This window comes from Nitritalea halalkaliphila LW7 (assembly GCF_000265075.1).
Lineage (GTDB): Bacteria > Bacteroidota > Bacteroidia > Cytophagales > Cyclobacteriaceae > Nitritalea > Nitritalea halalkaliphila.
In genome coordinates, this window is sequence record NZ_AJYA01000016.1 from 194,770 (window position 1) to 212,331 (window position 17,562).

20 protein-coding genes are annotated in these 17,562 nt (G+C 46.8%); 5 read left to right on the forward strand and 15 right to left on the reverse strand.

Annotated elements, in window-relative coordinates; all coding sequences use genetic code 11:
• Positions 1-2: 2 nt before the first annotated feature.
• The 3 genes from A3SI_RS06465 to A3SI_RS06475 all read right to left on the reverse strand — a co-directional run bounded on the left by A3SI_RS06465 (position 3) and on the right by A3SI_RS06475 (position 1,407).
• The gene (locus A3SI_RS06465) at positions 3-725 is read right to left on the reverse strand and encodes a DUF4403 family protein (protein ID WP_009054502.1); all 723 of its coding nucleotides are present in this window, start codon (positions 723-725) and stop codon (positions 3-5) included.
• 86 nt (positions 726-811) lie between these two features.
• Positions 812-1,210, reverse strand: coding sequence for a DUF4403 family protein (locus A3SI_RS06470; RefSeq protein WP_394330360.1), 399 nt, complete (start codon positions 1,208-1,210; stop codon positions 812-814).
• Entirely contained in the window at positions 1,201-1,407 is a 207-nt protein-coding gene (locus tag A3SI_RS06475; protein WP_009054504.1) for a hypothetical protein, read from the reverse strand. Before A3SI_RS06475 ends, A3SI_RS06470 begins: the two co-directional genes overlap by 10 nt.
• A 164-nt stretch (positions 1,408-1,571) precedes the next feature.
• Between A3SI_RS06475 and ytxJ the strand changes: the two genes are divergently transcribed.
• Together ytxJ and A3SI_RS06485 are read left to right on the forward strand one after the other, a co-directional pair.
• Entirely contained in the window at positions 1,572-1,907 is a 336-nt protein-coding gene (ytxJ, locus tag A3SI_RS06480) for a bacillithiol system redox-active protein YtxJ (protein ID WP_009054506.1), read from the forward strand.
• A gap of 155 nt (positions 1,908-2,062) precedes the next feature.
• Positions 2,063-4,900, forward strand: coding sequence for a TonB-dependent receptor (locus A3SI_RS06485; protein ID WP_009054507.1), 2,838 nt, complete (start codon positions 2,063-2,065; stop codon positions 4,898-4,900).
• 79 nt (positions 4,901-4,979) lie between these two features.
• On the opposite strand, the gene A3SI_RS06490 is transcribed toward A3SI_RS06485, so the two are convergent.
• A complete protein-coding gene (locus A3SI_RS06490; RefSeq protein ID WP_040670330.1) occupies positions 4,980-5,546 on the reverse strand; it encodes a fasciclin domain-containing protein in 567 nt (188 codons plus the stop codon).
• 264 nt (positions 5,547-5,810) lie between these two features.
• Here A3SI_RS06490 and pheS point away from each other — a divergent pair, with 264 nt between their 5' ends.
• Entirely contained in the window at positions 5,811-6,839 is a 1,029-nt protein-coding gene (gene pheS, locus A3SI_RS06495) for a phenylalanine--tRNA ligase subunit alpha (protein WP_009054510.1), read from the forward strand.
• Between the two features lie 95 nt (positions 6,840-6,934).
• Here the strand turns inward: pheS and A3SI_RS06500 are convergent, their stop codons facing one another.
• The 9 genes from A3SI_RS06500 to A3SI_RS22320 form a co-directional block, all read right to left on the reverse strand.
• The gene (locus A3SI_RS06500; protein ID WP_316929094.1) at positions 6,935-8,209 is read right to left on the reverse strand and encodes a peptidylprolyl isomerase; all 1,275 of its coding nucleotides are present in this window, start codon (positions 8,207-8,209) and stop codon (positions 6,935-6,937) included.
• A gap of 113 nt (positions 8,210-8,322) precedes the next feature.
• The gene (locus tag A3SI_RS06505) at positions 8,323-9,201 is read right to left on the reverse strand and encodes a hypothetical protein (RefSeq protein WP_009054512.1); all 879 of its coding nucleotides are present in this window, start codon (positions 9,199-9,201) and stop codon (positions 8,323-8,325) included.
• A complete protein-coding gene (locus A3SI_RS17245) occupies positions 9,191-9,700 on the reverse strand; it encodes a hypothetical protein (protein WP_156810197.1) in 510 nt (169 codons plus the stop codon). The genes A3SI_RS06505 and A3SI_RS17245 overlap by 11 nt, the downstream gene beginning before the upstream one ends.
• A gap of 104 nt (positions 9,701-9,804) precedes the next feature.
• Positions 9,805-11,175, reverse strand: coding sequence for a peptidylprolyl isomerase (locus A3SI_RS06510; RefSeq protein WP_156810198.1), 1,371 nt, complete (start codon positions 11,173-11,175; stop codon positions 9,805-9,807).
• Between the two features lie 87 nt (positions 11,176-11,262).
• Positions 11,263-11,676 carry an ATP-binding protein gene (locus A3SI_RS06515; RefSeq protein WP_009054513.1) on the reverse strand — a complete coding sequence of 138 codons (414 nt, stop codon included), beginning with the start codon at positions 11,674-11,676 and terminating at the stop codon, positions 11,263-11,265.
• Positions 11,676-12,011 carry an STAS domain-containing protein gene (locus A3SI_RS06520; RefSeq protein ID WP_009054514.1) on the reverse strand — a complete coding sequence of 112 codons (336 nt, stop codon included), beginning with the start codon at positions 12,009-12,011 and terminating at the stop codon, positions 11,676-11,678. The genes A3SI_RS06515 and A3SI_RS06520 overlap by 1 nt, the downstream gene beginning before the upstream one ends.
• 39 nt (positions 12,012-12,050) lie before the next feature.
• A complete protein-coding gene (locus A3SI_RS22310; protein ID WP_316929095.1) occupies positions 12,051-12,626 on the reverse strand; it encodes a PP2C family protein-serine/threonine phosphatase in 576 nt (191 codons plus the stop codon).
• Positions 12,623-13,732, reverse strand: a complete 1,110-nt coding sequence (locus A3SI_RS22315; protein WP_316929096.1) for a GAF domain-containing SpoIIE family protein phosphatase — start codon at positions 13,730-13,732, stop codon at positions 12,623-12,625. The genes A3SI_RS22310 and A3SI_RS22315 overlap by 4 nt, the downstream gene beginning before the upstream one ends.
• 174 nt (positions 13,733-13,906) lie before the next feature.
• The gene (locus A3SI_RS22320; protein ID WP_009054515.1) at positions 13,907-14,110 is read right to left on the reverse strand and encodes a hypothetical protein; all 204 of its coding nucleotides are present in this window, start codon (positions 14,108-14,110) and stop codon (positions 13,907-13,909) included.
• Positions 14,111-14,295: 185 nt separating this feature from the next.
• On the opposite strand from A3SI_RS22320, the gene A3SI_RS06530 reads away from it, so the two are divergent.
• A complete protein-coding gene (locus A3SI_RS06530) occupies positions 14,296-14,931 on the forward strand; it encodes a DUF4197 domain-containing protein (protein WP_009054516.1) in 636 nt (211 codons plus the stop codon).
• Positions 14,932-15,119: 188 nt separating this feature from the next.
• Here A3SI_RS06530 and A3SI_RS19670 read toward each other — a convergent pair whose 3' ends face one another.
• Positions 15,120-15,302, reverse strand: a complete 183-nt coding sequence (locus A3SI_RS19670) for a DciA family protein (RefSeq protein ID WP_009054518.1) — start codon at positions 15,300-15,302, stop codon at positions 15,120-15,122.
• 78 nt (positions 15,303-15,380) lie between these two features.
• Positions 15,381-16,502: a radical SAM family heme chaperone HemW gene (gene hemW / locus A3SI_RS06540; RefSeq protein ID WP_009054520.1), complete on the reverse strand. Its 1,122-nt coding sequence runs from the start codon at positions 16,500-16,502 to the stop codon at positions 15,381-15,383.
• Positions 16,503-16,591: 89 nt separating this feature from the next.
• On the opposite strand from hemW, the gene A3SI_RS06545 reads away from it, so the two are divergent.
• Positions 16,592-17,302, forward strand: a complete 711-nt coding sequence (locus A3SI_RS06545) for a hypothetical protein (protein WP_009054522.1) — start codon at positions 16,592-16,594, stop codon at positions 17,300-17,302.
• Positions 17,303-17,562 lie beyond the last annotated feature (260 nt).

Consider the following 17,562-nt stretch of genomic DNA (forward strand, 5'->3'; position numbering starts at 1 on the left):
CATTAATACAAGGATAAGCGGATGGGGAAACGCTTAATTTCGGTACTGATTTCGAGCTGTGCTTCTATGCCCTTTTCCTGAGGGTAAAACTGTATATCGGCCAGACGGATTCGTGAAAAAGAGGCCCCCTGGAGTAAAGAACTATTTTCCTGTAAACGACCTTCCAGCATGCGTTCCACCTCTGCGATGGGTTCCTGAAGGGAGAGCGTACTGCGGGCCTGAAGATTTCTGCGCAGCTTATTTTGGCGCAGCCTAACCCCCGTACGGATGGTGGCGTCATCTATCTCCACCCCTGACTGAATGTTCTCAAAGCGTATTTCTAAGGCTTCTGGAGAAAATCCTAAATCGCCTAAAAAGAAAAAGGTCCCCGGCACACTGCTGCCATCGGCTTTTAGAACATCGGCATCCACCTCTAACAGGGTACGCTCAGCATAGCTTATGGCTTTTAAATTTCGGGGCACGACGGTATTTTTTCGATTTACACGGAAGCCTTTATTGAGAACCTCCGCTTGTAAAGGACCTTCTAAGGCCGTGTATGGGACCTGTACCGGTAAAAATAGGGTACTCACTGCGGGTAGCGGGCCCGCTAAAGGTTTAAGCGGGGGGAGTCCCTCTGCAGGCCTTCTGGCCCGTGCAGTGGCCGGGGCGGTGCGCACTTTCGCCTCCATGAGCAGGTCCAGTTCTACCTGGTTTTCTTTTGGATTTAGCCGAAGGCGGTGCGCCATACTGCTGAGGGTAGGTTGGATGACCTGTCCCTCCAGCTCCGGAATAGGCAGTGGAATACCAGAGAGAAATCCTTCCAGCGCATTTTCTAAGATGGGGCCAGGGAAAAGCCGCCGAGGAGGTCTAGCAGACGGGGGTTTTGGAGCTGCCGCTCCAATTCTCCCTTCACGAAAGGCTCTATATTTATCTGAAAGCCAAGGACACTTACGCGTAGGCGTCCGTTTAAGCTCAGAAGGCTTACATCTTCTAGCTGTAGCCCATAATCGCTGCCGATGCTCGGCGTAAAACGTACCTCAGGGGCTAAATTCTCATTTATGGGCACACTCGTCTGTACCATCTGCCCAAAAACACGGCGTTCCACCTGCACCTTTCCCGCTAAATTTATGGGGAGTTTCACCTGTAAATGCGCTTCATCGCTAACGATTACCTGTGCCGCATCTAAAATGGTAATACGAAAATCTCCGACGATTCCTTCCTCTAAAGGCAGGGAGCGTCTACCACGGGGGGCAGACTGGCGCCCAAAAAAGTGGCCATTTCCTTCGCATCCAGAGTAGCAGGCACCGCCAGGGAACTGGTACGCTCCGGGCTAGGCAGCGCAGGGCTGTTACGCAGCTTCGGGTCTGGCTGAAAGCTTCTGCAGGAGGCCACGAGAAGGAAAAGGAGTAGGAAGGAGGATAAACGCATGATAGAATTTAGACTTAAATCATGCCAAATTTACATAATTCTACAGAAAAGCAGGGGCTTTTATTGGGGATGTCTATCTGGCGCGGGCTTTAGGTGCTACTCCATCACCTATCTGGGGAACTTTGGGCCTGAGAAAAGCATTTTCTACCCAAAATACATTTTCTATGTGGAAGTCTCTTCAAAATGCCCAGCACTTAGCTGAAGCCCTTACGGCAAGTCAGCAGCGTCCTGTCGTCATCTTTAAGCACAGCACGCGCTGCTCCATCAGTTCGATGGCCTGGGACCGGCTGAAGCGTAACTGGTCCGCGGAGGATGATCAGATCGCAGATGCTTATTTTCTAGACCTTATTCAGTATCGGGATATCTCAAATGCTGTGGCTCAGCAACTTGGCGTAGAGCATGCCTCTCCGCAGGTCCTGCTGCTCCGGGATGGAAAGGTACTGTACCATGAAAGTCACATGGGGATAAATTATGCAGCCTTAAAGTCCAAGCTAGTCTAAAAATTCCATTGTTAGGCGCCCTTCGGGCAAAATTTTTACATCAACTTTCTACCGATTATGGATATATTTTAATGGTTTAACACGAAGTTAGCTGGTCGATTAAACTTTTATAGGTCACTTTGGTCTAATCATCACACTACATAATTACGATCAAGGTGAAAAAAATTTACTATGCTTGGAGCGTTTTGCTCTTATTTTTCGTGCTTCAAGGGGTTCAGGCTCAGGGCCAAAGGCAAGGGCGTGCACTTTTCATGACGGGAAAGGTCCTCGAAGAGGGGACAAATGAGGGGTTGATAGGTGCTAATGTGATCATCCGATCCATGGAAGACTCTGTCCTAGTCAGTACCGTGACCGGAGCGAATGGGGAGTTCAGTATCCAGCGGCCCTGGGTGAGAGAGGTGAAATTAAGTATCTCCTTCATCGGCTATGAGCGCTTCGAGAAAGTTTTGGGTATTCGTGATGGCTTGGAGCTGGGTACGATCGTCCTGAAGGAGGATAGCAAGGTGCTCGGCGAAGTGGTCGTAGAGGGCCAAGTGTATGTCGGAGAGGTGCGGGGAGATACCACTTCTTTTAGTGCCAGCGCCTTTAAGACACGAGAAAATGCGGAGGCGGAAGACCTCATTCGTAAGCTGCCAGGTGTGACGATTCAGAATGGGCAGATACAGGCACGTGGAGAAAATGTGCAAAAGGTGCTCGTGGATGGGCGCGAGTTTTTCGGTTCGGATCCTTTTTTAGCGCTTCGTAATTTACCGGCGGATGTAATCGACCGCGTGGAAATCTTGGATCAGCAAAACGACCAAAGTCGCCTTACTGGTTTTGATGATGGAAACTATTCCAGAACCATTAATATCGTCCTGCGCGAAGATCGTCGGCAGGGAGTTTTCGGTCGCGTTTACGGTGGCTACGGAACAGATGACCGCTACAGCACAGGAGGAAATATCAACTTTTTTAAAGGAACACGTCGTATTTCCGTCATCGGTTTATTTAATAACATCAACCAGCAAAACTTCGCTTCAGAGGATCTCGGAGGTGTCAGCGGAGGCGGTGGTGGCGGTCGTGGTGGAAATAATCCATTCGGCGCATCGAACGATAATGGGATCATTACGACGAATTCTGTAGGTATTAATTATAGTGATCGACTAGGGGAAAAGGCGAATTTGACCGCTAGCTATTTCTTTAATAACAGCGCGAACAACTTGCTAAGACTGACGAATCGAGAGCTCATTTTAGGGGGGGGAGATCGACAGTTTTACGAAGAAACGCTCTTAAATAACTCCAGAAGTAATAACCATCGTGTAAATGCACGCTTGGAATACGATATTAATGAGCGTCATGCGATTATCTCTACGCCTAATATCCGATTCTCCAGAAACTTTAACTTAGGAGATCGAGAAGCGTTGAACTCCGCTGCTGATCTAAGCCCTCTTTCTGGCCTGCGCAGTGTTACTGATAATAAAAACACGAGTTATAATGTGTCGAATAATTTGGTGTACCGGTATAAATTCGACAAGCGGGGTAGAACCTTATCCACAACCATATTTACCGCCTTTAATCAGCGGGATCAGTTGGATGAACTGATCGCGCGAAACACAGACTTTATCCGAGACATACGCGACACCTTAAATCAAGAGACGATAGGTTTAACGGAAGGCTTTAACTATAGAGCCACGGTACAGTTTACGGAGACGCTCGGCGAGAAGTCTCTTCTTACCCTTTCTTATCAAGTGGCGAACAATAAAACCTCGGCAGATCAGCAGACCTTCGCCATGGAGCCGGAAATAGGAATTATGGTGTTAGACACAGCCTTAAGTAACGTGTTCGATAACCGCTTTGTCGTGCAGCGACCAAGTGCAGGGATTCGGTTTAATGCTGGTAGCTGGAATATTAATGCCTCATTAGATTATCAGTATGCCGTACAGGATAATGAAAGTTTATTCCCTACAGAACGGGTCTTTAATCAGTCCTTCAGTAATTTCCTTCCGCAGGTAAATGCACAGTACCGTAATCGCGAAAAAGGAAATAGCTTACGTATACGCTACCGCACCTCTACGAACGAGCCGAGCGTAAACCAGCTTCAGAATGTTATCGATAACAGTAACCCGCTTTTACTTCGTGTGGGTAACCCAGATCTCGGTCAGGCATTCACGCATAATGTTTTTGCGAACTACAGTAAAATCAACATCGAAAAGTCACGTACTTTCTTTGTGTTCTTGTTTGCCTCTGTAACAGAAGATTTTATCGGCTCTAGCACTACCGTCGTGCGTCAGGATACCCTCATTAACGGGGAGGTTCCTTTACGCCCTGGCGGGCAATTAATCCAGCCGGTTAACCTAGATGGGCAAATTCGCTCGCGTTTATTTACCACTTTCGGCTCTCCGATTAAGAAGCTGAAGTCTCAGTTTAATTCGAACACAAGTGTTTCTTTTAACCGTACGCCCGGTTTGATTAATGGGGAGCGGAACTTAAATGACAACATCGATTTGACGCAGGGAATTACCTTGACTTCTAATATCAGTAAAGATGTAGACTTCACGATCGGAACTTCGGGGACCTATACGATCGTAAATAGCAGCCTGCAGCAGAACCTAAATAATAATTTCTACATCCAGAACTCTAATATTCGTCTGTATTATTCTCCAAATAATGGTAAGTTATACGTCTCGAATGTAGTGAATAACTCCCTTTTCCGTGGCTTATCCGAGGGGCTAGATCAGTCTGTGTGGTTATGGAACATCGAGTTTGGGTATCGCTTCTTGAAAGAAAACCGAGGTGAGTTGCGTTTAATTATCTTTGATCTTTTAGGTCAGAACCAAGCTATCGCCCGTGAGGTGAATGACATTTCGGTAACGGATACATTTACGCGCGTACTTACGCGCTATGGACTGCTAAATTTCACGTATAATATCGGCAACTTTAAAGCCCCTACGCGTCAGCCAGCTCAGAGTCCGTTTGGTGGGGGAAGACCTCCTTTCACCGGTGGACGTTCTTGGTAAGAATGAAAGTTTGAACGAGTTTGAAAGACAAAAGGCTGCCTAATCAGGCAGCCTTTGCTTTTAATACACTATGTTTTGCTTACATAGCTGGAGTTACCACGGTGTCGATAACGTGGATAACGCCGTTAGATTGGAATACATCTTTAATGGTTACTTTAGATGCACCTCCATTCTCATCTGTTAAGATAAGGTCTTTGCCTTTCATTTCGGCGCTTAGTTTACCACCTTGGACAGTAGTGAAGCTAGCTTTTCCGTTTCCTTTTTTGATCGCATCAGCGATCTCAGCAGATCCGAATTTTCCAGCCACCACGTGGTACGTTAAAATAGCTGTAAGGACGTCCTTGCTTTCAGGCTTTACTAAGGTTTCTACTGTTCCCTCAGGTAGTTTTCCGAAAGCTGCATTGGTAGGTGCAAACACCGTAAATGGTCCATCGGACTGAAGTACATCTACTAAGCCCGCAGCTTGTACAGCCGCTACCAAAGTCGTATGATCCTTAGAGTTTACTGCGTTCTCTACGATGTTCTTAGAAGGATACATCGGAGCTCCACCTACTTCTACTGTTTTCTCTTTCTGCGCCATAGCAGAATTAAATGTGGTTAAGAATGCGATAGCCACAATTAAAAGTGAAAATGAAAGCTTTTTCATGATAATAGTTGTTTTAGATTTGGAAAGATATACGCAGCTACTTTTGATCTTAGATGTAGGGACAGGAAAAAAATCCATCTGTTCCACTGAAATGGTAGGAATAATTTTTAGTAGATAGTTCCCGTGAGACCGTGTGACATAGTTATAGGAACGTTTAAGTCTGTCTGCAAGGATGATTCTATACTTAGACTGCTTTTTGGGCTTTAAAATATTTTCATTCCCATCAGAAACCTGTAGCTTTGTAGATAGCATCGCTTAGTTTACATGAACACAGAGAAGATAGAAGAGGTTAAAGCTGCCATCGCTGCTGCTACTGCCAAGGATGCGCGGGAGCTCGAGGAGTATCGCATGCGCTTTATAAGCAAGAAAAGTGTCGTAGGGGAGCTATTTGCTACTATGCGAACGGTTCCGAATGAGGAGAAAAAAGCCTACGGTCAACTTATAAATGAAGTTAAAGAGGCGGCTGAGGCCAAGTTTAAGGCACTAATAGAAGCGCTTGAGTCCGGAAACTCGGGTGCGAAGCAGGCTGCTTTTGACCTGACATTACCTCCAGTCCTTACGCCTTCTGGTGCTGTACATCCCCTAACAGCTACACGGCGAAAAATCATTTCCATCTTCGAGCGCATCGGCTTTAACTTATCTGAGGGACCTGAAATAGAAGACGACTGGCATAACTTTTCAGCCTTAAACTTCCCTGAAAATCATCCAGCTCGCGAGATGCAGGATACCTTTTTTATAGAAAAAAATCCAGACATCGCTTTGCGTACGCATACCAGCTCCGTACAAGTACGCGTGATGGAAAATGAGCGCCCCCCTATCCGGACGCTCTCTCCAGGAAGAGTGTATAGAAACGAAGCGATTTCTGCACGTGCTCACTGTATCTTCCACCAAGTGGAGGGGCTCTATATCGACAAAAATGTAGGTTTTCGAGACCTGAAAAATACCCTATATCATTTCGCAAAAGAGATGTTTGGCGCCTCCACCAAAGTACGTTTTCGTCCTTCCTTTTTCCCATTCACGGAACCAAGTGCGGAAATCGATATCAGCTGTCAGCTCTGTGGAGGTGCGGGCTGTAATGTGTGTAAAGGTACTGGCTGGGTGGAAATCGGTGGCTCCGGTATGGTAGACCCGAATGTGCTAGCCGCCTCAGGTATCGATCCAGAAGTGTACACGGGATTTGCTTTCGGTATGGGCATCGAGCGCATCGCCATGCTCAGCTATCAAATAAAAGACCTGCGGCTTTTCACAGAAAACGACATCCGCTTTTTACATCAGTTTAGTAAACTCGTATAGCCGTTACCGATTCATAGCCCATAGCCCGATAATAGTAAAAAGCCTCTACAGCATATATTTCTGTAGAGGCTTTTTGCATACATCACCTATCTAGTTTACTTGTCGCCGAGTGCATTACAGCGATCATACGCAGGGTCTATATCGATGAAAACATCCTCCTTTGCAGTTAAAAACCACTTGCTTAGCATCTCATCTTGCTTCTTTCTACGCGTAGCTTCCTTTAGCTTTTCATAGTCATCGTTCAAGTTGGCCCTATGCGCAGGGAAACTTTCCTTATAATAGAGCATCCGCACCTTAGTACCCGCTCTAGGATCCTCGAAACGCATGGGTTTCGTGATCGTCCCTACCTTCATGGAGTCGATCGTAAAGTATAAAACAGGATCATCCAGTGTTCGCAGTGTGAGGCGATTCGCTCCCGATCCTGGATCAGAGAAAAACCCTCCATTATCCGAAGTCTCGCGGTCGTCCGAATGCTCCTTAGCCGCCTTTGCAAAACTGATTTTACCAGCCTGTATTTCTGTGCGTAAACTGTCTAAAAAACGTTCCGTACGTGCGATATCAGCTTCGGAAGGCTGCGGCCGGATCAGAATATGGCGCGTGTTAAAGGAATTTCCTCTTCGTTCTAACAGCTGAATCATGTGAAACCCAAACATCGTTTCTACAGGATCAGAGATTTCTCCTTGCTTCAGCCCTAAAGCCGTAGCCTCATACTCGGGCGCTAATTCCCCGCGCCGGAAAAAGCCTAAGTCACCGCCCTGAATCGCCGACATCGGATCCTCTGAGTACTCTCTGGCCAGCTCAGCGAAGGTCTTCTCCCCATTCAGAATTTGCTCTTTAAACAGCATGAGCTGAGCCGCTATCTTGTCTTTAATGTCGCGCGATACGATCGGTTCTTTTACGATTTGTCCCACAGTTACCTCCTTAGAAAATAGCGGCAGTGAATCCCTAGGGATAGAGTTATAGAATCGTCGCACTTCAGCAGGAGATACACGTAGATCTTCGGTGATCCTACGCTGCATGCGACTGATAATCATTTGCTCCTTAATAGAAGCTTGTATCTCACTCTTAAGCTGCTCTGCTGTTTTTCCGTACACTTCTACCAGCGTATTTTCATCCCCACCGATCTGCTGTAGTGCCATCGAAAAACGCTGATCGGCCTCGAAAATTACCTCAGCATCATTCACTTCCACAGAGTCAAGCTCCGCTTTGGCTACCATTAATTTATTAATGAGCAAAGACTCGAAAATATCGCAGCGGGAAGGTGTTTCAAAGCCACTTTGGTTGCTGGCTATAGCCTCTAAAAATGCACGCTGCACTTCCGATTCTAGAATAATGTAATTATTAACCTTTGCTACGATTCTGTCTATCACTTGCCCCGTGGGCCTGGCCGCTGGTTTGTCCTCTTTTTTTTTCTTCCTCTTGCGCTTGCAGCGCAAAATGCCCCAAGCATAAAAAGAGAAGTAATCCCAGGGTTTTTACATGCTTACTCATAAATCTTAAATTCCTTTTTTTCAAGTGCTTTTTCATAAATCTCACGCTCCAGCTGCTCCACTAAGGCAGCCTGACGTTTGGTCTGGAGAATCTTGCGAATCTCCGCTTCCACAAATTCCATAGGTGGATATTCGTCGTACAATTTATATTCCAAAACGTGGAAAATGTACGCGTATTCCTCATCTTCAAACTCTAAAGTTCCAGGCCTACGCAGTAGATTGTTCACATTAGAAGCTGTTTCCAAGGGAGTGCCAGCAGCTAACTCCCCCCATTTTATCCAGCTATTCGTCTCCACAAAGTGCGTGACTGTGCTATTCAGCGCGACGTCGCGAAGCTCTGCTAGACTTTTTTCCTCCTCCTTTCCTACTAGCGAAAGAATTTTCTTTATCGCCCTATCGTTTCCCTTCGCTACCTTAAAATACTGTACCCGTAAGATAGCATCTTTCAAGATGAAGTTCTCTTTATTCGCTGCATAATAGGCCTCCACCTCTGCCATCTGAATACTTTTATCTAAATTCTTCTCCACGAACTGCCGCTCTAACTCGTACACCAGCAGCGCATACCGATAGTCCAAAAGCTTTCGGTTTACCTCCGCCTCGTCGATTTTAATCGTCTGGCTCGCTTCGGCGATCATCAACTGCTTTTTCACCCAGCTTTTCACGTAGGCCTCCAGTAGCTGGCTGCTGTCCATGGAAGAAATCGGCGTTTTATATAGAAAACGAACGTCGTCAAGGCGCAGAATCTGATTGCCCACCTCTGCTAATTTAGGGTTTATCTCCTCGTTATCATCCGTTTTTAGACGGAAAAGATCACAGCTGCCCAAAGTCAGCAGCAGTAAGGCAAGCAAAATGGGCTGTAAATCAATTTTCATTCGGATAATGAAGGGCTTTTAAGCGATTTAATTCGCTCGCATTTATGTTCACCTGATACTTGTTGCGTACATCTTCCAGAAGCTCCTGCTCTAAGTACGACTGGTAATCCCGAATGAGCGGCCCACGGGTCTCCTCTAATTTTTTCGGGGCAGGACCCACCTCTCGGCCGACTTTAAAGATGCCTGCTTCATTTTGAAATACCTGTTGTGCCTCCTTGCCCATCACCCACGGGTGGCGCTCCTCCAGTAAAATAAGCTCCATTTTAAAGGCATTGGGCTCTTCGAGCAAATAGGTGTTTTCAAGCCTATCCAGTAGGGCTGCGTTTACGGGTTTATCCTGCAAGAATTTTTTCACACGTGCTTCATAGGCAGGAAGCACCTCATATACCCGTACCACCTCCTTTCTACTGGACCACATGTAGTCCCCCTGATGCGCTTCATAATAACGCTGTAAGCCCGCCTCATCGTTTATCCCCTTCTGCCACACACGCTCATTCATGAGCGAAAACATTAAAATCCCAGATCTGTAGGCATTCAGCTGCTGCTGATAGGCAGGGTGGGTGGCCTCTAAGTAGTTTCTCTCGTAGGCGTCCAGCTGCTGCTTTAAAAAGCCTTCTTCCCAGACTTCAAAGGTGCTTTTCGTTCCAGAAGGCGCGCACGCGGATTATCACGCACGTATTGGACGAAATCCTTCATCAGGTAGCCGTTCCCTCCGATATGAAAAAGAACCGAATCCTGTAAGCTACTTTCCTCACTCACATGCGCTAAAAAGCGCTCGCGCCCCATCTCGGTAAACGCCTGATTTAAATAAGCCGAAAAGCTGGCGTTTTCCACCCAGTTAAAACGTGACTTCTGAATGGCCATCGTCTGTTCACGTACCAGATTAGAACGCGTATCTCGTAAAATCTTAGACAAAATCTCCGCCTCCATTTCTTCCAAAGAAGCTAGCGGTTTTTTGTCCTCTAAGCGGATGATGTGAAACCCAAAACTGCTACGGACAGGCAAGCTAATCGCCCCGATCTCATTAAGATTAAATGCCGCCCGCTCAAATTCAGGCACAAGCGAGCCTAAACTGATAAAAGGTAAGCGCCCACCGTTTTGCTTACTGCCCGGATCATCGGAGTAAGTTTCCACTAAACTCTCCCAGCGGGAAGGGTCCTCTTCCAGCGCTAAATAGATCTCCTCAGCACGTCGTAGCGCTCGCTCTTCCTGAACGGGATCATTTGCGCGGCTGCGCAAAAGGATATGACTAACCTGAATCTGACCCGGATTAGGCTTGCGGTCTTCCACCTTAATCAGGTGGTATCCGAAGCTGGTGAGAACGGGGTCTGAAATTTGTCCAATTTGTAAATTGTAGGCAGCATCCTCGAAAGGATACACCATCTGCAGGGCGGTAAAATAGCCGAGACGCCCTTTGTTTTCACTCGCGGACGGATCCTCCGAGTATGCTGCGGCTAATGCATTAAAATCTTCCCCATTTTCAGCGCGTTCTTTCAGCTGTAGCGTCATGCGAAGCACTGCTAAACTATCTTCTTGGGATGCAGCAGGGGGAAACTGGATTAAAATATGGCTGGCAGCCACGACCTCCTGCATACGGTCATAGGATTTCTTCACCTCCCCCTCACGAAGGCTGCTTTCGATTAGAAAGGGACGCACCAGCTCCTCCTTCAAGCTCTCGTATTCCGCCTGAAAAGCCTCAGTCTGATCTAAGCCTAAAGCCAGCGCTTCGGATACTTTTAACTGGAAATCGATAAAGGTCCGGAGTGCTTCATCTAAGGTCTCCGGATCCCGCGAGCTACTCGTTCCAGACTCTATCACCCATAAAAACTCATCCGTAAAAACCTCCCTGCCATCTACCGTTAAAAGCGGCTCCGCAGCGATTTCTTCGTTTTCCGCACCGCTGTTCTTAGGACGGCTCACGCAGGCTGCCCCTACTAGTAAAACAATTAAAACGAGGAATCTACCCTTCATCATGCTGTTACTCAATTCAAACACAATGTTACGAATTATTGAGTACAAAAAGGGTTAAAAATGCTTAAAGTAAAGTGTTTAATGAAAAATTTAATCGAGAACCTTGATTAATCTGCAGGTATTATACTCAGGTGAAATGTCGTATTCGATATGATCGATGATCCGTTTAATCAGCGCTATACCCATGCCTCCTTTTCGCTTGCTCGCCTTCACCTCGCGCAGATTAGGCTCCTGGTACTCTAACATATTAAAGCTGCCACCCCGATTTTTTATCTCAAAAATGATTTTTTTATCCGTATTTCGGATGCTTACTACGATGCTTTCTCCGTCCCGCTGCTTAAACTCATGAATAATAAGATTAGCGCAAACTTCCTCTATAGCCAGCACTACCATCATCTGTTTTTCTTCTTTCATCGGGGTACGTGCAAGCTGGCTTCGTATAAAACTGCGAAGCTCACCCAGCTGATCTAGGCCTTTCTGTAATGTGAATACTTGCGCCCCCATTACGAAGTCTGTAGCGCCTCCTCTGCACTGCCTGTGATGGTCAGAAGCTGATCCAGACCGAGAATCTGGAATACTTGAAATACGGTAGGGGTAAGCCCATACAGGGCAAAGTGAATATTTTTTTCCTCAAAAACCTCTAAATAAGACATAAACACCCCTAAACCTGCAGAGCTAATGTAGGTAAGGGCTGTGGCATCGATAAGAATCCTCTCATGATTTCCGTTCAGCGCCTGCTTAATCGCCTCATCTAAAAGTACAGAATTACTCGCATCTATCTCCCCAGATAGCTGTAAAGTAACATAATCGGCGTGAAAAACTTCTTTAATTGCTAACATAACTACTTCAGTATACGCGTAATAAAACGCAGGGTTTTTCTAATTAAATTTTAATACGAGCAGGGTATAGTCGTCGTCCATGTACTGCTGTTTTCCGATGAAGCGATACACATCTTGCTTGATAGACTCTTGAATTTCCTGAGCACTTTTCCCAGCATGTAAGGCCAAGGCCTCTTTTAGCCGCATGTAGCCGAACTCTTCTTGCTGCTCATTTTTGGCTTCGATAATGCCATCCGTAAATAGCACTAAAATATCTCCCGAAGACCAGTGCAGCTCATTCAGGTGCACATACCGATCGTACCCATCATTCCGTAATATCCCTAAGCCCAATCCCTCACTAGCCAGATAATCCGCATGCTCGGTAGTCCCTCTATAATATAAAATCGGGCAGTGCCCTGCGCGAGAATAACGGATACTTTTCTCATTCGTATTCACCAGCATATAAATGGCCGTGATGAAGTGATTGCGCTCGAGACATTTACTGAGCGCAAGATTTGCCTTCCGAATAAATGCCACCGGCTGTGGATGATCCAGCACTAGACTATGGAAAACCCCCTTCATCTGAGACATGTTAAAGGCGGCAGAGGTCCCTTTCCCAGATACGTCTCCCATCATGATGCGAATTGAGCTTCGCTCAAAGGGAACGTTTCGTAGTAATCCCCTCCCACCTCATTCGCTGCCTCAGAAAAGCCGGAAATCTGGAAGCTCGCATCCGAGTGTAGCGTACGGGGTAGCAGGCTGCGCTGTACACGCTGCGCGATTTTCAGTTCTTCGCGGTAGCGCTCATTTTTAATCGCCTCATTTAAGAGTCGGTAATTTTCTACTGAAATGCAGGCCTGCCCCACGAAGGTTTTTAGGATGTCCAGCATTTCTTTATTAAAGCCGTCTTTTACCTCTTTCACTAAAAACATACGCCCGACGAGTTCCCCATTAACGAAAAGGGGCATCATGACGGCAGACTGGTATTTGGGATGCGCGATTCGACCATTAAATAGGGTGTTCTTTTCGTCTGCTTTCCAGTCGAAGGTGTTAAACGGCTTGGTGGAGTTGATTATTTTTTCGAGCTCGATTACCTCCTGTTTGGAAAGAAAGCGACGTTGGCTGACCGCACTGATTTTTTGCTCCGTGAGGAGCTCCAGCCAAGCACCATCCACGTAAGCAGCAGACATGCAGGAGTCCAAAAGAATGTCGAGCACCTGATCCTCATTTTCACCTGGCTTAATCGACTGACTGAGACGCTGAAAGCTCATGGCCTCAGTCAGTTTCTGCTCGAAGACCGAGCTGGTCGGGAGATTAAATAGGGTCACTAAAAAACTGATCAAAGCATAGATGAACACAAAAAAGAATAGGGCAATCAAAAAGAGATTATCCGTCAGGTTCACCTCTATAAAGTAGCTGTCCGAATAATTAAGGAGCTGAATGAAGAGATAGCCAGTGGAAATCTGGATGGTGAAAAAGAAAAGTAGTGCTTTAAGTTTTTCCTTAAAGGTTAGGTAGGGGATCCACTTAAGGTTTAGCGCCAAGCTGGTACCTAACACGACCAGAAATACGAGGCCAAGCAAAAAGGTGTAGTCGAAGCTGTTTTTATTCAGTAGGGATAAAAACATGCTACTCAACATGGCGACTTCAAAAACCTGCCACTGCTTTACGGTTTTTTTTGACTTTTGGTAGAGGATAAGATGTTTAAAAAGCAGTGCACAAGAAACCAAGAAAAGCGCCATGAGCGCAAAGTTCACATGATAAAAAAAAGTTAGCTAGTAAGGGGTCATTTCCTAATCGGGTGTCGCCCAAAACATAATAGAATAAACTTATGGCTAAGGAAGTGCCCAGCGCCACAAGTCCTGTCCAGGTGCCCCGCCAAATGAGTTCTAGAAATTCTTTCTGTTCGTGCTCTTCTATTTTTTTTTTGGTAAAAAAGATATACCATGATAAAAAAACAGCACTTCTAAGATATACGTAAATTCAGAAGCGGTGCGCCCCTCCAGCTGATTTAAATTGTTAAAAAGGCGGGTGATATCAACAAACAGCAAAATAAGCCATGCGATTATGGCGGTGAAAAAGCTAACTTTTGTGATATTTACACGGCGGAGGGCGTTCATAGATCTTCTGTGAGCAAAAATAAGCAATCACGGTCGATTTACGTCAGTGCAATAATAAAATTAACAGATAATATTAAAATTTTAATATGATGCAGCGATCTATAACCCGTATGTCTCGGTTTTTACCTTTATTATTTCTTGGTCTTGTGCTAGCAGCCTGTAGCTCTTCTGACCTTAAGCGATTTATGAAAGAAGTTTCAGGCAGCGCGCCGCTAACGGAGGGCGAAGTGAGCACAGGCTTGAAGGAAGCACTTATCCAGGGGATTAGTAAAGGAGCTGATCGGGCGAGCGTGCAGGACGGCTTTTGGCAAAATGAACTGATTCGTATTCTGCTTCCCGAGGATGCGCGCCGGGTGGAAAGCACCTTACGGCAGATCGGCCTCGGAGCAGAGGTAGACAGGGCGCTGCTTTCCATAAATCGCGGGGCTGAACGTGCGGCACAGGAGGCCAAGCCAATATTTATTTCCGCTATTCGTCAGCTGACCATTCAGGACGCTTTTGCGCTTTTACGTGGTGATCAAGATGCAGCGACCCAGTTCCTACGTCGTACGACGGAGGCAGAGCTGATCGCGCGCTTTCAGCCACACATGGAGGAGGCGCTAAATGAGGTAGGCGCCACCCGTTTTTACGGAGAAATCGCGACTGCCTATAATGCGATTCCACTGACGACACGTAAAATCGATCCAGACATTAATGCCTATGTCACCCAGCGAGCCGTAGATGGCTTATTTCAGTTAGTGGCACAGGAGGAAGCGGCGATTCGCGCAGATCCCGCGGCTAGAACAACGGCCATCTTGCGTCGAGTTTTTGCGAATCAATAAAAATGCAAGCGCATGGAGGAGAACGTCCTCTCCTTCAGTCGCTTATGCTCCTTGCTTAATAAAATAAAATTTCTTTAATGAGTGCTTCGCCGAATTGCGCTTGAATTCTGGCCAGCACTTTGGACTTGGCCATATTTAACTCTTTCTTCAGCGGTCCGGATTCGATTTCGCGAAAAGCGTCGCATCCTTCACATAGAGGCAGACGTTCTACTGGCCACCGTGGAACCCACGATCTCCTGCCAAGCTTGGGTCAGCTGCTTCTCCTCGAACTTGCGTTCTAGCCGATAGACGCGCAGGAGATCTTTAAAGGCCTCTTCTAAGGGAGCCACCTCGCGCTTACGCTTGTAATATTCGAATCCACTTTTTTTCATGTTGGTTAAAGGTAAGGGAAGCGGTTGGCAAATCCAAAGGACCGCAGAACCTCAGCTGCTATGTCCAGAACGTATCGGTCAAGTAAAGAGCTGGAAAGCAATGCTATCGGCCAGGATAAATCCTTTTGGCGTGAGCCAAATCCGGTCTTCGTTTTCTTCCAAGTAGGCATTTTGGCGCAGCCAGTCGAGCGTCTGCGCATGTAGCTGCAGCCAGTTCGGGTGAAGCATTTCCAGTTCGCTGCGTGAAATCCCCCAGATGGTGCGCAGTCCGGTGAGGACCCGCTCATTTAAAACCTCCTCAGCGGTAAGGGTTTCATCCTCGGAAAAGGGAGTTCCTTCTCGAATGGCTTTGATATACAGGGGGTTATTACGTAGGTTGCTGTACCGTTTTTTTCCATCGAAGCCATGCGCGCCCGGGCCGATTCCGAGGTAGGGTAGTCCCTTCCAGTAGTTGCTGTTATGCTGGCTAAAAAAACCGGGCTTCCCGAAGCTGGCGACTTCGTACTGGATAAATCCAGCTGCTTGTAGCCGCTCCTGCATGCGCTCGAACTGTTTCGCCTGTTCTTCTTCTTCTAGGGTGATGGCATCTCCCTTTTTCTCCCTGTGGGCAAAAACTGTTTTGGCCTCCACCGTCAGGCTGTAAGCGGAAATGTGCTGCACCGGAAGGGCGAGAGCACGCTCCAGCTGTTCTTCCCAAAGTTTCAGGCTTAGTGATCGAGCGCCGTACATCAAGTCGATGGTTAAATTATCGAAGCCGGCCTCTGCGGCATTCCAAACGGCCCTTTCCGCCTCTTCGGCATTATGGGCGCGGTTAAAATACTGCAGGAGTGCGCCATCAAAAGTCTGAATACCAATGCTTAATCTATTTATGCCTGCAGCCCGGAGCTGACGCGCCTTTTCCAGGCTGAGGTCATCTGGATTGGCTTCTAAGGTGACTTCTTTTAGGTTAAGCCGAAAATGAGCTGCCGCCGCATCCAGTAAGCGGGCTACCTCATCTGGCTCCAGTAGGCTCGGTGTTCCTCCCCCGAAATAAAGGGTTTCTAGGGAAACTTCCGGGCTGAAAAAGCCTTTGCGCAGCGCCATTTCCCGCCGCATCGCTTCGACCATCGCTGCCTGATGTCCCAGCTGCGTGCTGAAGTGGAAGTCACAGTAATGACAAGCCTGTTTACAAAAAGGGATATGGAGATAGATTCCTGCCAAAGCGCTATATTTTAAATTTCAAAGGTAAGCATTTGTTCGCTATTCGGATAATTTTCACTTTTGTGCTGTAAAATTCATTCGGTCTCGGTATGCGTGCTTGTGTATTTTTTATTTTTTTCTGGTTCAGTCTTGGGATCGCCCAGGGCCAGCTGCTGCGGGAGTTTTCTTTTGAGTATCAGCCGCTTTCTGCTTTTCGGCATGCTGGTTTCACACATGTGTACAGCACCACCTTTTCACAGGAGTCCTTTCCGTACGCCTACTTTGAGCTGGAAATCGGGCAGGGTGCACATACATTTATAGGAGATAAATTTTGGTTTCAAGCTACCTCCGACACGCTAATACGAGGAGCGTATGCGGCCCTGTGGGAGCAGTTTCCCGCCGCTGAAGCGCAGCAGTTACGTGTTTTTGGCAGTGGGACTGCGAATCCACCGATTTTTCGGCAGGTCAGTTCGTTCACATCTCCAGGTATAGAGGTGCGGGCCGAGGGCTTAGTGTACGCCTCGCGGCAAAGCGACCTCGAGAAGTTACGTTTTCAGAATAATTACGTCTTGGCGATGCTCCTGCTGTTATTCTTTTTAGGGATTTACCGCGTAGGATCACCAGGGCTTTTTGGCTACTTTTTCAGTTTGCAGCGGCTTTGGTCAGGTGAAGGCTTCGCAGAGAACCAGCGGATGCAAAAGTTTTTATCTTGGGATTATTTTGTTGTTTTTATGGCTTTTCAATTCCCTAATTGCCTTAGGCCTTCTGGGGATCACTTTTTTTCATCAGGAGTTCGGGGCACGCTTGATGCTTGTTTTTGAGGACTTTTGGCCTGTTTTCTTTTTCATTACGGCCATATTATTTGGGTTTAGTATCGGTAAATTTTTTCTGCTGCGATTGTTGTCCGTTATTTTTGGCCTAGGCCAAATGGAATTTAACCACTTTTTTTATCTGCTTAGGGTTTTACTTTTTCTAGGTATTTTTCTGATGGCTTCCGGCTACATGGGTTGGTTCCCAGTTAGTGCTTTGATTTTATGGGTGGGGGAGTATGTCTTTTTGGGCTTTTCTGGTGCTTTTATGG

Bases quoted from the DNA above. Each gene is read 5' to 3' on its own strand.
- ytxJ (WP_009054506.1), top strand. From the start codon at position 1,572: ATGTGGAAGTCTCTTCAAAATGCCCAGCACTTAGCTGAAGCCCTTACG.
- A3SI_RS06505 (WP_009054512.1), bottom strand. From the start codon at position 9,201: ATGAAAATTGATTTACAGCCCATTTTGCTTGCCTTACTGCTGCTGACT.
- A3SI_RS17245 (WP_156810197.1), bottom strand. From the start codon at position 9,700: ATGAATGAGCGTGTGTGGCAGAAGGGGATAAACGATGAGGCGGGCTTA.
- A3SI_RS06475 (WP_009054504.1), bottom strand. From the start codon at position 1,407: ATGCGTTTATCCTCCTTCCTACTCCTTTTCCTTCTCGTGGCCTCCTGC.
- A3SI_RS22310 (WP_316929095.1), bottom strand. From the start codon at position 12,626: ATGATGGGAGACGTATCTGGGAAAGGGACCTCTGCCGCCTTTAACATG.
- A3SI_RS06490 (WP_040670330.1), bottom strand. From the start codon at position 5,546: ATGAAAAAGCTTTCATTTTCACTTTTAATTGTGGCTATCGCATTCTTA.
- A3SI_RS22315 (WP_316929096.1), bottom strand. From the start codon at position 13,732: ATGGCGCTTTTCTTGGTTTCTTGTGCACTGCTTTTTAAACATCTTATC.
- A3SI_RS06515 (WP_009054513.1), bottom strand. From the start codon at position 11,676: ATGGGGGCGCAAGTATTCACATTACAGAAAGGCCTAGATCAGCTGGGT.
- pheS (WP_009054510.1), top strand. From the start codon at position 5,811: ATGAACACAGAGAAGATAGAAGAGGTTAAAGCTGCCATCGCTGCTGCT.
- A3SI_RS22320 (WP_009054515.1), bottom strand. From the start codon at position 14,110: ATGAACGCCCTCCGCCGTGTAAATATCACAAAAGTTAGCTTTTTCACC.
- A3SI_RS06545 (WP_009054522.1), top strand. From the start codon at position 16,592: ATGCGTGCTTGTGTATTTTTTATTTTTTTCTGGTTCAGTCTTGGGATC.
- A3SI_RS06465 (WP_009054502.1), bottom strand. From the start codon at position 725: ATGGCGCACCGCCTTCGGCTAAATCCAAAAGAAAACCAGGTAGAACTG.
- A3SI_RS19670 (WP_009054518.1), bottom strand. From the start codon at position 15,302: ATGAAAAAAAGTGGATTCGAATATTACAAGCGTAAGCGCGAGGTGGCT.
- A3SI_RS06510 (WP_156810198.1), bottom strand. From the start codon at position 11,175: ATGATGAAGGGTAGATTCCTCGTTTTAATTGTTTTACTAGTAGGGGCA.
- A3SI_RS06520 (WP_009054514.1), bottom strand. From the start codon at position 12,011: ATGTTAGCAATTAAAGAAGTTTTTCACGCCGATTATGTTACTTTACAG.
- A3SI_RS06530 (WP_009054516.1), top strand. From the start codon at position 14,296: ATGAAAGAAGTTTCAGGCAGCGCGCCGCTAACGGAGGGCGAAGTGAGC.